At 61.4% G+C, this 14,277-nt stretch carries 15 protein-coding genes; 10 read left to right on the forward strand and 5 right to left on the reverse strand.

Translation table 11 applies throughout. The features are described from left to right. Positions 1-24 precede the first annotated feature (24 nt). Both LOKVESSMR4R_RS12840 and LOKVESSMR4R_RS12845 read left to right on the forward strand, forming a co-directional pair. A complete protein-coding gene (locus LOKVESSMR4R_RS12840; protein ID WP_087208976.1) occupies positions 25-336 on the forward strand; it encodes a phage holin family protein in 312 nt (103 codons plus the stop codon). A 97-nt stretch (positions 337-433) separates the two neighbouring features. Beyond that, positions 434-1,243, forward strand: a complete 810-nt coding sequence (locus tag LOKVESSMR4R_RS12845; protein ID WP_237331785.1) for a TIGR02594 family protein — start codon at positions 434-436, stop codon at positions 1,241-1,243. A gap of 383 nt (positions 1,244-1,626) precedes the next feature. Here LOKVESSMR4R_RS12845 and LOKVESSMR4R_RS12850 read toward each other — a convergent pair whose 3' ends face one another. Beyond that, a complete protein-coding gene (locus LOKVESSMR4R_RS12850; protein WP_087213186.1) occupies positions 1,627-2,667 on the reverse strand; it encodes an IS110 family transposase in 1,041 nt (346 codons plus the stop codon). A 283-nt stretch (positions 2,668-2,950) separates the two neighbouring features. On the opposite strand from LOKVESSMR4R_RS12850, the gene LOKVESSMR4R_RS12855 reads away from it, so the two are divergent. The 8 genes from LOKVESSMR4R_RS12855 to LOKVESSMR4R_RS12890 all read left to right on the forward strand — a co-directional run bounded on the left by LOKVESSMR4R_RS12855 (position 2,951) and on the right by LOKVESSMR4R_RS12890 (position 7,287). Then, positions 2,951-3,208: a hypothetical protein gene (locus LOKVESSMR4R_RS12855; RefSeq protein ID WP_087208978.1), complete on the forward strand. Its 258-nt coding sequence runs from the start codon at positions 2,951-2,953 to the stop codon at positions 3,206-3,208. A gap of 132 nt (positions 3,209-3,340) precedes the next feature. Then, positions 3,341-3,694, forward strand: a complete 354-nt coding sequence (locus tag LOKVESSMR4R_RS12860; protein ID WP_087208981.1) for a hypothetical protein — start codon at positions 3,341-3,343, stop codon at positions 3,692-3,694. Next, positions 3,691-3,897, forward strand: a complete 207-nt coding sequence (locus LOKVESSMR4R_RS12865) for a hypothetical protein (RefSeq protein ID WP_087208985.1) — start codon at positions 3,691-3,693, stop codon at positions 3,895-3,897. Before LOKVESSMR4R_RS12860 ends, LOKVESSMR4R_RS12865 begins: the two co-directional genes overlap by 4 nt. Next, positions 3,897-5,012 (forward strand): head decoration protein, encoded by a 1,116-nt coding sequence (locus tag LOKVESSMR4R_RS12870; RefSeq protein ID WP_087208988.1) that lies wholly within the window; start codon positions 3,897-3,899, stop codon positions 5,010-5,012. Before LOKVESSMR4R_RS12865 ends, LOKVESSMR4R_RS12870 begins: the two co-directional genes overlap by 1 nt. 47 nt (positions 5,013-5,059) lie before the next feature. Beyond that, positions 5,060-5,350: a hypothetical protein gene (locus LOKVESSMR4R_RS12875; RefSeq protein WP_157898221.1), complete on the forward strand. Its 291-nt coding sequence runs from the start codon at positions 5,060-5,062 to the stop codon at positions 5,348-5,350. A 3-nt stretch (positions 5,351-5,353) separates the two neighbouring features. Further along, complete coding sequence (locus LOKVESSMR4R_RS20235) at positions 5,354-6,136, forward strand: hypothetical protein (protein WP_157898222.1); 783 nt, start codon at positions 5,354-5,356, stop codon at positions 6,134-6,136. 12 nt (positions 6,137-6,148) lie between these two features. Further along, positions 6,149-6,631 (forward strand): hypothetical protein, encoded by a 483-nt coding sequence (locus LOKVESSMR4R_RS20240; RefSeq protein ID WP_157898223.1) that lies wholly within the window; start codon positions 6,149-6,151, stop codon positions 6,629-6,631. Next, on the forward strand, positions 6,628-7,287 hold the full coding sequence (locus LOKVESSMR4R_RS12890; protein ID WP_087208999.1) for a hypothetical protein: 660 nt from the start codon (positions 6,628-6,630) through the stop codon (positions 7,285-7,287). The genes LOKVESSMR4R_RS20240 and LOKVESSMR4R_RS12890 overlap by 4 nt, the downstream gene beginning before the upstream one ends. Before the next feature lie 54 nt (positions 7,288-7,341). Here LOKVESSMR4R_RS12890 and LOKVESSMR4R_RS12895 read toward each other — a convergent pair whose 3' ends face one another. The 4 genes from LOKVESSMR4R_RS12895 to LOKVESSMR4R_RS12910 all read right to left on the reverse strand — a co-directional run bounded on the left by LOKVESSMR4R_RS12895 (position 7,342) and on the right by LOKVESSMR4R_RS12910 (position 14,271). Beyond that, positions 7,342-7,872 carry a hypothetical protein gene (locus tag LOKVESSMR4R_RS12895; RefSeq protein WP_087209002.1) on the reverse strand — a complete coding sequence of 177 codons (531 nt, stop codon included), beginning with the start codon at positions 7,870-7,872 and terminating at the stop codon, positions 7,342-7,344. 388 nt (positions 7,873-8,260) lie between these two features. Then, positions 8,261-9,499 (reverse strand): GIY-YIG nuclease family protein, encoded by a 1,239-nt coding sequence (locus LOKVESSMR4R_RS12900; protein WP_087209007.1) that lies wholly within the window; start codon positions 9,497-9,499, stop codon positions 8,261-8,263. Positions 9,500-9,502: 3 nt separating this feature from the next. After that, the gene (locus LOKVESSMR4R_RS12905; RefSeq protein WP_087209011.1) at positions 9,503-11,587 is read right to left on the reverse strand and encodes a DEAD/DEAH box helicase; all 2,085 of its coding nucleotides are present in this window, start codon (positions 11,585-11,587) and stop codon (positions 9,503-9,505) included. After that, positions 11,587-14,271, reverse strand: coding sequence for a class I SAM-dependent DNA methyltransferase (locus LOKVESSMR4R_RS12910; protein WP_087209014.1), 2,685 nt, complete (start codon positions 14,269-14,271; stop codon positions 11,587-11,589). Before LOKVESSMR4R_RS12910 ends, LOKVESSMR4R_RS12905 begins: the two co-directional genes overlap by 1 nt. Positions 14,272-14,277: the final 6 nt, after the last annotated feature.

Raw genomic sequence — 14,277 nt, forward strand, 5'->3', positions numbered from 1 at the left:
ACCGCAACCAAAAGGAAGGTGTTCATGTCCGAGCCGGGCTTTTTAGAAACGTTAAACAGCCTGTTTGGCGGAGCAGTCACGACGCTGATCGGGGCCTTTACCGGGCGGCTGATGTATCACTCGGGCGAGGTCAAGCTTGGTCGGCGGCGGTTTTTTGGCAAAGAGCTTTTGTGGGAAATCCCTGTCGCTATCGGCATGGCGATTATTGGTGAGGCCATCGCAAGCCACTTTGATCTTGGCCAGCCGGTCCGCACGGGGCTTGTGGCAATGCTGGCTTACCTTGGGCCACGCGGAGCAGAGGCCCTGATGACGGCGTGGCTTTGCCGGAAAAAATAAGCCGCGCTGCGCCGATCTGACCAGAAGACCAACACATTCAGAGACACCAGAGTGCCGCCCCTGTCCAAGGCGGCGCTTTGCTTTTGCATGGGAGAACATGATGACACCATTTGAGATTGCCCGCGGCTATATCGGCACGACCGAGGGTCCCGGCCCTGAGAACAACCCAGTCATCGTGGCAATGTATGCCTCGGTCGGCCACGACTGGGTTGAGCACGACAGCGTGGCCTGGTGCGCGGCCTTTGTGGGGCACTGCCTTGAGCGGGCCGGCATGCGCTCGACGCGCAAGCTGACTGCGCGCTCTTATCTCGACTGGGGCATTCCGGTCGATATCGCCGACGCCCAGCCCGGCGATATCGGGGTTATCCCGCGCGGGACCTCCAGCTGGCAGGGACATGTGTTCTTCATCGACCGGATTGAAGGTCCATGGGTCTGGGGCCTCGGCGGTAACCAGTCTGATGCGGTCAATGTGAAGCGCTATCCGGTCTCGAAACTCTTGGGTATCCGGCGCGCTGGCAATGTGGCGCCTGCCGTCACCCTGAGCGTCCGCGATGTGCAGACCCGTTTGCGTGCACTTGGCTATCACGAGGTGGGAACGGTTGACGGTATGATAGGGCCCCGTACGCGCGCGGCCATCCTTGCCTTCCGCGATGACCATGCGCTGCCGCTCGTGCCAATCATCGATGTGGCGCTGACAGAGGCGCTGGAGCACGCCGCACCGCGCGAGGTCGCACCTGCGCGCGCCGCGGGCAGCCCTGAGCAAAGCCGGATTGTTGCCGCGGCCAATGCCCAGATCGGGCTGGGCATTGTGGGTGCTGCCGGCACGCTTGGCGCGCAGATCGCGCCCGCCTTGGCTGAGGCAGAAGAAGTGCAGGATTTGGCGGGGCGGATGATTGCGCTTCTGTAACAGGGTGGTCGAGGTCAAGAGAAATTTTCGACACGAAGCCAATGGCCGAACGGTTAAGTTGGCCACCACGTGCTGCGTCATCGGTGTTGTGAGTTATGGGTAAACGCGTTGCTGGATACGCTGGCGACCGAGTGTTGTCCCGCATCGGGATCGTGCTTCTGTCCGTAGTCAGCGCTGCGGCTGCCACATCATGCCAAGTCCAAGAGCGGTTCCCGCGTGCCTATCTCAACAGCGTCCTCAGACAGCGTGCCTGATGACTAGCGCACTCACGGCATCATCGGGGACCGCGTCCCGGGTTGGGACATCGGTGAACCAGCGCCATCGGGCGCGGCCAAACCTCCTATATTTCAACCTTGTTTTGGGCGTGCATCGCAGAGTTACTCCTATGCAGTAGCAACGTGTGCGGCCTCTTCCCGGGTGAAGCGGAAGTCCGTGCCGTCCTTCCACATACGATGCAGAACCACCCCGATCCGTCGCGCGAGCGCAACAGTGGCGCGCTTTTTGCCCCGCCGCTTGGCGACATTCAGCGCCCATGCGGTCAGCCAGTTCTTGCGGCCGCGATGCAGCATGACCGTCGCTGCCTGGTACAGCGCCGTGCGCAGCCCAACATCGCCAGCCCGAGACACTTGGCCAATGATGTCGCGCTCGCCTGACTGCTCACGTCGCGGGGTCAACCCAACCCACGGACCGATGTCCTTGGAAGATCGGAACCGCTCCGGGTCATCAATAGACGCCTTGACGGTCAGGGCCACGACGGGACCAACCCCAGGCATCGTCATGAGCGAGTGACAGACCGGGTCTTCCTTGGCGTGGTTGCGCAGGAGCTTCTCCAAACTGGCCAGTTCCTGTCGCAGCATCCGTCGTGATGCAAGGATCGGGGTAGCTGCAGCCTCCAGCATGGGATTACCTTCGGTCAGTTCCTGCACCCGCGCTTCAAAGCGACCCTTTGCAACACGTCCCATCTTCAGTCCAAAGTTTCGCAACACACCACGGATCGATAGTTCGAGATTCATCGCCGCCTGCTGGACAGTCTTGCGCGTGGCCAGAAGGGCGCGCATCTCTTGAGCTGATATCGATTTGCAATGGACAGGCCGGTACCAGCCCATCTGCAGCAGCCGTGCAATCCCCTCTGCATCCCGACGGTCCGTCTTGATGGGCATCGCTTTCAGCGCACCCTTCACCTGCCGCGTCTCCATCAGCACTGTGGCAAAGCCTGCGTCGGTCAAATGCCGATAAAGCCATTGCGAGAGAGGACCGGCTTCTAGGCCCACTGCAACAACAGCCCCAGGAATTGCCTTTAGCGTCGCAACAAGGTCCTCCGGTTCACTGACTGCGGTCGTTTCCTTGACGATCTTGCCCTGCGCGCTCACCGTGCAGATCGCAGTGCTTGCGAGAGAGACATCCAATCCGATATAAGTTTCCATGTCGTTGTCCTTTCGTTGTTCAAAACTTGGGGCGCGCATCACAGCACCACCCCGTCGACACGCCGCACAGCGTGCCAAGGGCAACGACACCTCACATCGAACGGTCGATCAACTCACAACGATGCCATTTGGGTCGAACCCTGTTACGGCATCTCTTTGGGATGGATGGCTGGCTGGCCGCCGCACTCCCCTGGATTGGCATGGCCGTGTTTGTCGGTGTCATTCTCTACGCGCTGAAGGCACGCACCGCCCGGATTGACGATCACCGCACAGGGCGCACGCCATGATGGGGTTTGCCTATGCCCTGCTCTCGGGGTTCGGCCGACGGGCTGTTTTTGCGGGCGCCATCACCTTTGCTCTGATCACCGCGCTTTGGGTCGCCATCCGTCAAGGCCGCCAGGCCGCTGAAGCCAATTACGCCATCCGCCGCGCCGATGCCCGCATCCGCGCGCTCCAGACCGCCAAGGACACCCGCTATGATGTTGAGACTGCCAGCCCTGCTGAGCGTGAGCGCCGCCTTGCTCGCTGGATGCGCGACTGATGTCCTCTTCCAGACGGACTGCGACTGGGCAGCACCCATCCGCCCCTCACGCGCTGATCAGCTGACCGATGGCACCGCGCGCCAGATCCTCGCCCATAATGAAACAGGCGCCCAGCTCTGCGGGTGGCAGCCATGAGTATCACCACCATGACCGAAGGCCCGGCGGTGATGATCGGCTATCCATGGCGCTTGCAGATCGAGGCGGCTGCCCCCGTCTTTGTCGAAGGGGCCGCCTATGCCGGGCAGCTGCGGCGGCGGGCCAGTGATCCGACAGTGCTGGCGTTGATCAGCACCGCCGAGGGCGGCGTCTTGCGGGTAAGTGACACGATACTGGAGCTGGGCTTGCGCGCGGACCAAACCGCAGGCCTTCCGCCCGGGCGTGTGGTGCTTGATCTGGTGCGCGTCGACGTTGATCCCGATCTGCATCTGGGCTTCTTTCTTGAGATACCCGTCGCACTGCCAGTGACACGCGGGCTTGCACCATGAGCTACGTTTTGCCCCAGATGGGCCCCATCACCCTCACAGCACCTGTGCGCCTGCGGGTCGCAAGCGGTCCTTACCGCATCCGGATCGGTGGTCAGCCCGGGCCGCAAGGCGCGATTGGTCCGCAAGGTGACAAGGGCGACCAAGGCGATCCCGGCATCACCATCCTTCCCACAAACACACCTATCAACGGAGGCTTCTTCTGATGGCCAATACGATCCAGTTCAAACGCCGCCAGGCCGGCAATGCCGGCGCGCCCGCTGCCCTGAAATCCGGCGAGGTCGCCCATAACGAAGTCGATGACACGCTTTATATCGGCAAGGGCGATGACGGCGCAGGTAATGCCACAGCCATCTTGCCGCTGGCCGGACGCGGGGCTTTTGTGGATCTGACCGGGGCCCAGAGCATTGCGGGTGCCAAGACCTTCGCGGTGGTGCCGAAATCAAGCCAGGATGCGAGCGCCAGTACCGATCTTGTGCGTAAGTCGCAGTTCGATGCTGGGCTCGCGGGCAAGGCAGCCAGTAGTCATAGCCATGCGATCGCGGATGTGAGCGGTTTGCAGACGGCGCTTGATGGGAAAGCCGCAGCCTCCCACAGCCATGCCATTGCCGATGTGACAGGATTGCAGACGGCGCTGAACGCCAAGGCCGCACTCGCCTCGCCCGGCTTGACCGGTACGCCAACGGCCCCCACAGCGACCGGCGGTACCAACACCACCCAGATTGCCACCACTGCCTTTGTGCAAGCCGCCCTAACAAGCTTTGGGGCAGGCGACATGGCCAAAGCGACCTATGACAGCAACAATAATGGCAAGGTGGATGCGGCAGAGGCCGCTGACAGTGTCCCTTGGACAGGGGTGACGGGCAAGCCCACGAGCTTTACGCCCGCCACCCACAGCCACGCGATCGCGCAGGTCACTGGGCTGCAGGCAGCGCTTGATGCCAAGGCAGCACTGGCCTCGCCGACGCTGAGCGGCACGCCCACCGCGCCAACACCTGCTGCCGGGACCAACACAACACAGCTTGCAACCACGGCCTTTGTTGCGAGCGCGATTGGCGCGCTGGTCGATGCAGCCCCCGGCGCGCTTGATACGCTGAATGAACTTGCCGCCGCCTTGGGCGATGATCCGAACTTTGCCAGCACGGTGACCAACGGGCTGGCCGGCAAGCTGGCCGCAGCCTCCAACCTCGCGGATCTGCCAAACAAGACCACGGCGCGCAGCAATCTCGGGCTTGGATCGCTTGCAACCCAAGCTGCCAACTCGGTGGCCATTACCGGTGGCAGCATCACCGGCATCACCCTTGACGGCGGCACGTTCTGATCCGCCTTGATCCTTGCCTCACATGAGGCTGAACCGCAGGAGGCCACATGGCCAGTATCATTCGTATGAAACGCTCTTCGGTTGCCACCAAGGTGCCAACAACGGCTCAGCTTGATCTGGGCGAGCTCGCAATCAACACCCGCGATGGAAAGCTCTTTCTTAAGCGCGCTGATGGCACAGAGCAGATCGTCGAAGTGGGAGCCCGCTGGGGCGCCTTCACGGCACATGCCACGGGCACGACCCTGACCTTTCGCCACAACGGCACCAATATCATGGTGCTCGACGCCTCGGGCAATCTGACTGTGCTGGGCAATGTCACAGCCTTTGGGAGCCCGTGACCCATGCCGCTTCCTACCATAGGGCCGCTCTCACTCTCGGCCGTTAACACCGAGCTTGGCCGCCCCGCCACGGCGACCATCTCGCTTGGCGAAGCGGCCGTGCGCGCACTCGCGGGCGTGCCGACCGGGCCCATCGGCAAACTCAGCCTCAGGGGCAAGTCTGCGCAGTTCTCGCACACACTCACCGCGCATCAGCTGCATTTGAACTTGCGCAGTTACCTCTTGGGCCAAGGCTGGAATGGGGTATCTGCCGCGAGGGTCACAATCGCGGCCGGAATCTACATTTGGTCCGATAGTGCCGCGACACCGGCACTCGATATGGGCGGCGCTTTCCCTGGTGGGCTCACACTGATCAACAAAGGCTTCATCATCGGCAAGGGCGGGGATGGCGGCTATCTGCAAGCCGACCGTGTCACATACGTCGCGCCAACACCGGGTGGGCCAGCCATCGCCCTGACCGGTCCGATCAGCATTGATAATGCGGGCGGCTATATCGGTGGTGGCGGTGGTGGGGGTGCAGCCCAAACCGGCACACCAGCAATCATCGTTACCAATGCAAGGATCTACGCCTCCGGCGGCGGTGGCGCAGGTGGGGGTCGCGGTGGTCCTGCCAACATAGGCAACACCAACGGGACAACACTTGGCAGTTTTGGCGCAGGCGGGCCGATCGGACAGGTTGGTACCGTGGCACTCGATGCCAACAGCTGGGCAGGACAAACAATTGCCACGCACGGCGGCGCAGGCGGCGCGAGTGGTGCGGCCATGCAAGAAGGTGGCGGGCTTTAAAAGGAGACTGGAATGGGTGGTGGAAGTGGAAACCCCGGTCCGTACAAGATCGGTGGCATATCGGGGCAAGGTGGCGGCCGGGTCATACCAGGCACTGCGGGCGGTGTGGGTGAGGTGTTTACGACGACAAGTCGCATACAGGTCACCGCGGATACGGGCTTTGCGGACTTGCGGCCAGTAAAGCCGTTTGGCTCAGCATTTGATACCGCCTTTGCGGCCCCCGGCGGTGGGGCCGGACAAGCCGGACGCAGCGATACCTTCGCGGTTTACCGAGACAGCGCCAACAACGGGGCCTTCATCACGCCGTTGGCAGGCGGTGGTGGTGGCTGGGGTGCAGCCGGCGGCGCTGGCCTGATAGACACAGGTGGTTTTGAAGAGCCAACTTCCATTACCGCAGGCAACCCCGGCGCGGCAGGCGGCAAAGCCATCAACACCAACGGGCATGCCGTCACATGGCTGGCCGGATCAGCACGCACATATGGGGCCGTCGGATGAAAACCACATTGCAATTCTTCAAAGACATGGGTGTGTGCGACGGCGCATATCAGACATTGCAGCGGGTCTTTGACGCGGCCGGTGTGACGGAGTTCGACTATGCGCAGGGGTATGAGGTCATGCTCGGCATGATGGATACAATTGAAGTTGATGCAGCCCAAAGTGCGGACCCCGACCACGCGACAGCCGAAGGGTGGCTGAAATGGTGTTACGATCTGCGCACGCGCCCTGAGGCCATCATGTACTTTGGTGACCACATCGCAGAAAACGTCTTCCGCACCGCCGATGGGCAGATCCATGAAAGCCTGGTCGCTGCTCGGGATTACGATCGACGTCGCTTCGCCGCGTTAAAGCAGGATCATGCCGCGGCGCGCGTGATAAATGGTGTGCGCATCGGCGATGACGGTGCCGAGACTTGGGAACTGGTCGATCCCGCACGCGATGATCTCGCAGGCTTTGACGCCTTCATCTGGCATGACAGCACCACGGGGCTGAACCATCAGACCGAAAGCATTGATGAGGCTCTGGCCTTCAATGCCGCGCAGGCCAAGATCCTTGATGCGATTGATGCCGCAGAGCAAGCGGCGCGAATCGAGCAAAGGATCACAGACGAAAGTGGGGTATTCTCTGTTTGGGTGCCGATGGCGGAAGGGTGACTGGGTGGCCCGAGCGCTGGGCACACGATACGTTGGCAGTTCTACCTGGTAAGATCAGCTACTGCGCACGCCTTGCACAAACCCGACGATCAAGTCCCAGATGAACAAGACAGGCAACGATAAGAGCCAAGCCAGAAACACGAAGATCTTCACGCCAAAGACGGCGGCAAACACCACGGCCATGATCAGCATATAGATCATCTGTAGTTCTGCTGCCTTCCGTCCGCGCAATTGGATTCCAGCAAGTTTAAAGGATGAATACTGCGGTTTGAGAAAATTAAAGGTGCCAGCTTTGTTCTTCACAGATGCGCTGACGCCGGTTTTGGACAGGTTAAAGCCAAGAGGGCCCGACCGCCAGCGTCCGATTAGCTGAAACCGGCCATTCTGCAAGGCGACGCGGGTGCCGTTCGCGATGCGCGTTGATGCACGCAGGCCCTTGGACGAATTGGCGGTCAGATTGACCGGGCCGACCTTCTTTTCGGCACGAACGGCCACGCCCCCAGTACGCGAGGCACGCGTATACTTTCCACGGTGCTCAATTCGGACCTGTTTGCCGTCTTCGTCTTTTTTGCCCAGGCCAAACATGCTTTAGTGCCTAACCCTTCGATACAAGGTGCTCACGTTGGCCTCTTAGGCAATGCCCGATCAATCTGAGCATGGAGCTCTCTGCCAGTCTTGGCAAAGCCAAGGATGCGCGCAGTTGCTACAATCAGATCATCGCGGGGCATTTCACCACTTTCTGCAATTACGCGCGCAGCGGCGGCTCGAGTCTCCAGCGGGGGGATTAGATCGGCCTTAGTCGGAGCACCTTCGCCTGACCGATCCCGCACTGGGCACTCATCGCGCTGGGCATCTGTCACCGCAAAATCACCATCCGTTAAAATGCCACCAGACCGAACAGCACAACCGAGTGCCTGGTCTGAAGCCGTCTGAATGCGTCCGCCGGTCCTCGCCTTAGCATCACTAGTCACCTTCACCTCTTCTTTCTGATGGCCTGGCTCTCCGGGTCGTATTCCAGTTCATGGAGATTACTTTCCCGGATCGCCTGCACCGCCCGGCTAACATGTTCTGGTAGGACATAGAACCATTCCCGCGGGTAGACCTTCCGACCAAACCGGTCCGTGATCCACAGGTCCCGTGGCCGGGCAGCGTCGAAGAAGCGGTGCAGGAGCTGTTCAACCTTCCGCCAGGACAGGTTCACAAGATCATAGGTCGCGACTAGTTCTACGGGGGCCAGCAGAAACGTCGGGTCGTTGCGCGCGTCTGCGATCCGGCGCCGCACCTCCTGCGTGGTTACCCCGATTTTAAGAAGGATCCCGCTGACCTCCGCAATCGCCGGCTCTCTGGATTTGCTCCGGACCACGTAGACCGTCCCGGTCAGGTCGATCCGGTCAGCCTCCCAGGCTGGGTCCATCGCACCGATCCCGTGCCGGTGGATGGCGCGCGCGGTTGCATCATCCGCCAAGGCCTTCCGGAACGAGGACAGAAGCGGGTCACTCTCCATCCCGTTTGAGAAGATGATCCGGAGCCGGTGGTCCCGTTTGCCCGCCCGGGCGGTCATCTCCGCCTTCTCCGCCACGTAGGTAAGAAGCCCCTTGCGGATGAACAGAGAACCCTCATCGACTCGGACCTCCTCGTTATGGTTGATCGAGCGCACCTCCCGCTCCCCCGCCTCAAGCGCGGCTTGCGTCTGCGCGAACATATCACGGAACCGCTCAAAATCGTGGCAGGGGTAGAATTCGGCCCGGTGGTCCGGAACCAGTCGGTCCTCCGCCGGAGTCACATGCTTGATCGCCGTGAACGCGTCCGAGACGTCCAGCTCGTCATCATCGAAGATGTCATCGAGCGAGGTGGGGACCTCATCCGCATCGGGCTCATCGCGCCAGTCGCGCTCCGGTGCGGCGGGCTCAGCGGTCAGGGTCAGGGACACACCAGACAGGAGCCCGTTCACGTCCTCCTCCGCAAGATGACCCGCGGGTCCGCACCTGGCCAGCCCGGCCCAGAGGATCGCGAGGCGCATCTCCTCGTAATCCGCCGCTTCAGGGTCCGGCACCCGACCGGTCCGCTCAAAGAACCGGTTTACCTCCCGGACCAGCTCGGCGTCCCGTTCCCCCTCAGGGCGGCGGGCGGCGCGGGGCCGGAGCGTCACATTCAGAAGCCCCAGATCGTCCTCCTCCCCGAGGATCTCCTCGATCGACCGGTACCGGGCCATGCGTTACGCGCCCCCTTGGGCGGCGCGTAGCCGTTCGGCCTTCTTGGTGCGGATGTACGCGTGCGCCTCCGCCAGACGACGCTCCAGGTCGTCCGCCGCGTGTGGGTTGGGTGGGCGCCCCTCTTGCGTTGTGAACCGCTTGATCCGGGGCCACAGGACCAGCGCCTCCTCTTCGGTCATCTGGATCCGTTGGGCCACCATCGCGCTCTGGATCTGCTGGAGCAGCGGCGTGTCGAGCGCCTTGGAGGCGACGTCGAACCCCTCCCGGAACGGGTTGATGCTATCGATCAGGTCGATATCCAGCTCGCGCACGTTGATGAACTTCTTCACCATCCGAATCAGATTCAACGCGTCCGGGGCGTCCTTTTCCTCCGGCACGGTCCCCTCGGCGTCATCCATGTCAGACCCCTTCCCCGCCTCGGTCTCCTCCAGCGCCATCTTGCGGGCGATTGCGGCGATGTTCATCCGGGCGGCCAAGTCTTGGCGGATCGACTCCGTCTCGTCCGCGGTCAGGTTCTCGTAGCTCTTCTCGATGATCTCGGTCAGGACCATCTGGGTCGCTACCTCCGGCGCCACGTCATCCGCCACGGTACGCCGGTCGATTTGCTGGCACGCCTTGGCGACCAGCTCGTGCATGTCGTTCTCGACGATCTCGCGCGCCCGGGAGGTGGGCGGGACCATCAGGCCTCCGATCCCGATATGGACCCGACCCTCATCATCCACCTCGACCGGAGGCCGGTAATCCCCGTCCTCGCGCCGGTAGAACTTGAAGTTCGGTTGCAGGACCTGCTCCATCAGCAGCGCCCCAGAGATCGCCTTGAGCATGTCGTTGACCGCGTCCGTGACCACCCCGGTCTCGACCCCGGGCTCCGCCACCAGGTTGGTGAACTGGGCGTGGCGCTTGCCGGGCGCGTCCCTTGTCGCGCGGCCGATGATCTGCACGATCTGGGTGAGGGAGGACCGGTACCCGATGGTCAGCGCATGCTCGCACCAGACCCAGTCGAACCCCTCCATCGCCATCCCAAGCGCGATGATGATGTCCACCTTGGCCCGGTCCGCCACATCATCCCGTTTCCCGTCCGGCCCGAGGATCTCGCGCGTGAGGGACGCCTTGACCCGGTCCCGTTCCGGACCGTCATCGACTAGGTCCGCCACCTTCAGGACCCGTCCGTCCGGCTGCCGAACGAGATCGAACCCGGTTGCCTCCTCCTTGCCGATTACGGTCCCGAGCACGTTCAGGATCGCACCCACCTCCGCCTGTTTGACGTCATAAGCCTCCGCCCCTCCGCGGTGCGGGATGTGGATGATCGTCTTAAGGTCCGGGTTCAGCACATCTGGGATCGCGCTGATGTACGTGTCCCGGTAGAAGCTGTAGGAAATCCCGAGGCTTTTCAGGAACCGGTACCCGTCCAGCTGCTCGTAGTAGCTGTAGGTGATGGACCGGAACAGCGCCTCATCCTCGGGACGCAGGACCGGGATGCTGTCACCACGGAAATAGGACCCGGTCATTGCCATCACATGTGCCTGACCCCGGTTCAGGATCCGGCGCAGGATCTCGCCCAGCCGGTTGTCATCCCCGGCGCTGACGTGATGGAACTCGTCAATCGCGATAAGGCAGTCATCAAACGCCGCCGTCCCCTTGTCCTCCGCAATCTCATCAAAAGCAAACCGAAAGGTGGCGTGAGTGCAGACCAAAACCCGGTCGTCAGATGCCATGAATTCCTTCACCGCGCGCACCTTGCGGGTCGTGGATCCTTCTTCGGCCCCGTTGAGGCACAGGTTCCACCGGGTCTGGACCTCCCAGTCCGCGAAGAAGCCGTAGGAGGTGAGATCGGTGGACCGAAACGACGCCCCGATCGAGGTTTCCGGAACGCAGATGATCACCTTCCCGACCCCCTGGTTCTCCAGCTTATCGAGCGCCACGAACATCAGCGCGCGGGATTTCCCAGCGGCGGGCGGGGCCTTCAGGAGGATGAACTGGGCGGCGCGGGCCTCATAGACCCGGGCCTGCATCGGGCGCATCCCCATCGGGTTGGGTGCCTGGGTCTTGCCGGTCTGGCCGTAGGTTACCTTGACGAAATCGGACATCAGGCGGCCCCCTTCTTCAGTTTCTTGACCCGGGCTGCGTAGAGCTTGAACAGGTGTTCCAGCCGCTCCGTGTCGTTCCGGAAAGGACGGCCGATATACATGCTCTCCAGGAGGTCATCATTCGCCTTGTGGGCGGCGCGCAGGTCCTCCGGCATCTTGTCCGGGTCGTAGAGGTCCGCGATCGTCTTCGGGTGATGGGTGAGCCGGCAGCGCAGGATCGCCATGGCGGATTTGGTCAGCGCGGCCAGCTGGTCCTCGGTGAATTTCGGGACCGGGAAAGTGTTCCAGCCGAGGGTGTTGGAATACCGGAACCGCGTCTCCAGTTTCCCGCAGACAGTGCTGATCCAGACCAGATGCAGGCGCGAGGCGATCACTGCGACACACCAGTCAGGGGCGTCATAAAGGGCCATAGCCGCGTTAGAGAAGATCACATCTGACGAAAATCGGGCGACCGGGAGGTAAGGCCGCGTCTCACCTGTATGGATCGGGACTGCAATCGTATGTCTTTTTGCTTCAAAAACTTGTTTGAAGGCATGTGATCGGGGAAGAAGTTTTTCCCTGACGTACGCATCGGTGCTGCCTCGACGAAACGCTTCTACGCGACCTATCCTAATTCTAATCTCTTCAAACTCACGCGCTTCCAATAATTCTTCATCGCGGATCCAAAAACAGTAACGGGTTGTGCCTTTCACAACTTCGTTTGACCCCATGAAAGGTCTGATGAACTTTTTAATGCCTGGATTTTCCCGAATGAGATCGTCCCTTTCCGCTTGGTCGAGCAAAAGATGCCCTTGCTCCACCGGCTTGTTTCCGTAATCCATTGGTGGAAGGCTGAAGAGACCATTTCTAGTCCCTTCAATGTATATGTTTTGATACGGAACCAAGTAAGCGTTGATATTCGACGTATCCATCGAAACACCGGCACTGAATAAACGGGCCGGAAGTCCTGATCGGTTACGAAGTCCTACAACGACACACATGACGGTAGCATTAGCTGAAGCGTTATTGCGCCATTTGAATGACGTATGAGCAAATCCAATTTCTAGATCATCTCTAAGCAAGTGCGGCCAGAATGCTGCTACTGATTGCCCCTGACAGAGGGAGTTGGTCGACACAAACGCAGATCTAGCAGTCCTTCCCCGAAGGTAGAGCGAAACCTTATAGAACCAGCCAGCGACATAATCAAAGGCCGCAAAGCTCTCAACTTGGCCCGCGAAGACGTGGGCAAGATCAGCTTTTTGTTCTTTGCTTTGGTTCGTCGAGCCCAGAAACGGTGGGTTCCCGGCGATGAACACCTCACCCCCATCCTCCGGGACCGGGCAGACCGCCTCCCAGTCCAGCCGCAGCGCGTTCCCGCAGACCACATTCGCCGCGTCTCGCAACGGCAGGTCAGCCGGCTTGCGCCCGAACGCCTCCTTGAACTGCGCGTTCGCTTGATACTCTGCGATGAACAGCGCCAGCTTTGCGGTCTCCACCGCGAAATCGGTCAGCTCGATCCCGTAGAAGTTCCGGATCGGGATGACGGACCACATCTCGGTCTGGGTGCCGCCGGTCAGCTCCGAGATACGGCTCAGGATGGTGATCTCCCGCTCGCGCAGGGCCCGGTAAGCGACCACCAAGAAGTTTCCGGACCCGCAGGCCGGGTCAAATACCCGGATCTTCGAGATCCGGTCCAGCACCTGGCGCAGAGCGCGCTCCCGATCCCAGGACCTGTCGATCTCTGCGTCCAGCTCATCCAGGAACAAGGGCCCCAGCACTTTCATGATGTTCGGGACGGAGGTGTAATGCATCCCCAACTCGGAGCGCAGCTCTGCGTTGGTCACTGACTGGATCATGGAGCCGAAAATGTCCGGGTTGATTCCCTTCCAGTCCTCCGCGCTCACGTCCCGCAGGTAGCGGGCGGAGGGGGCGTCAAACATCGGCGCGTCGATCGCACCTGCGAAGAGGCCCCCGTTCACGTATTCGAACTCACGCGTCCAGGCGGGCAGCGCATCACGCTTGTCCCGGGAGGTGTTCATGGCGGTGAATGCGCTGATCAGCACCTCGCGCATCCCCTCCCCTTTGTCGCCCGCGTGGGTGAAGATGAGGCGGCTGAACTGGTTGTCCGGGAAGATCCCCACATCCTCCGCGAAGAGGCAGAAGATCAGCCGGGTCATCAGCTGGTTCATATCATGCCGCCGGTCCTCGGCGGCCCAGTCCGGGTTGCGCCGGATCAGCGCGTCATAGAGCTTGGCTAGCTTGCCTGCGACCTTGATGTCGACCGGGTTCTCTTCTGCGGCCCGGTAGCGTTCCTTTCCGGCCGCGGGCAGGAAGAAGCCGAACCGGTCCCCCAGCTCCGTGAATGCGCAGTGGAGCGTATCGCCGGATTTCAGGTGTTCTGCGGAGACCTCGACCCCGTCCGAGGTGATCAGGATGGCGGGTTTGTGTTTCAGGGTCCGCTTATTGGCGCGCAGCGCGTCCAGGGTGACCGAAGTCATCCCGTTCAGGGCTGGCGCGAAATGGAACTTCTGGTTCATCAGGACCCCGCCGGGGAGGTCCGATTTATTGAAGGATCCATTTTGGAGCTTGGCGATGGTGGCAGGGTTATTGTCCGTCGCCGCCGCGAACTCGAAGGGAAACTCGACCGGATCATAGGGCTTGGCAGCCAAGGCAGCGAGTGCATCAGAGATTTCAGCCGGATTCACTCAGTC

The sequence above is a fragment of the Yoonia vestfoldensis genome (assembly GCF_002158905.1).
Taxonomy (GTDB): domain Bacteria; phylum Pseudomonadota; class Alphaproteobacteria; order Rhodobacterales; family Rhodobacteraceae; genus Yoonia; species Yoonia vestfoldensis_B.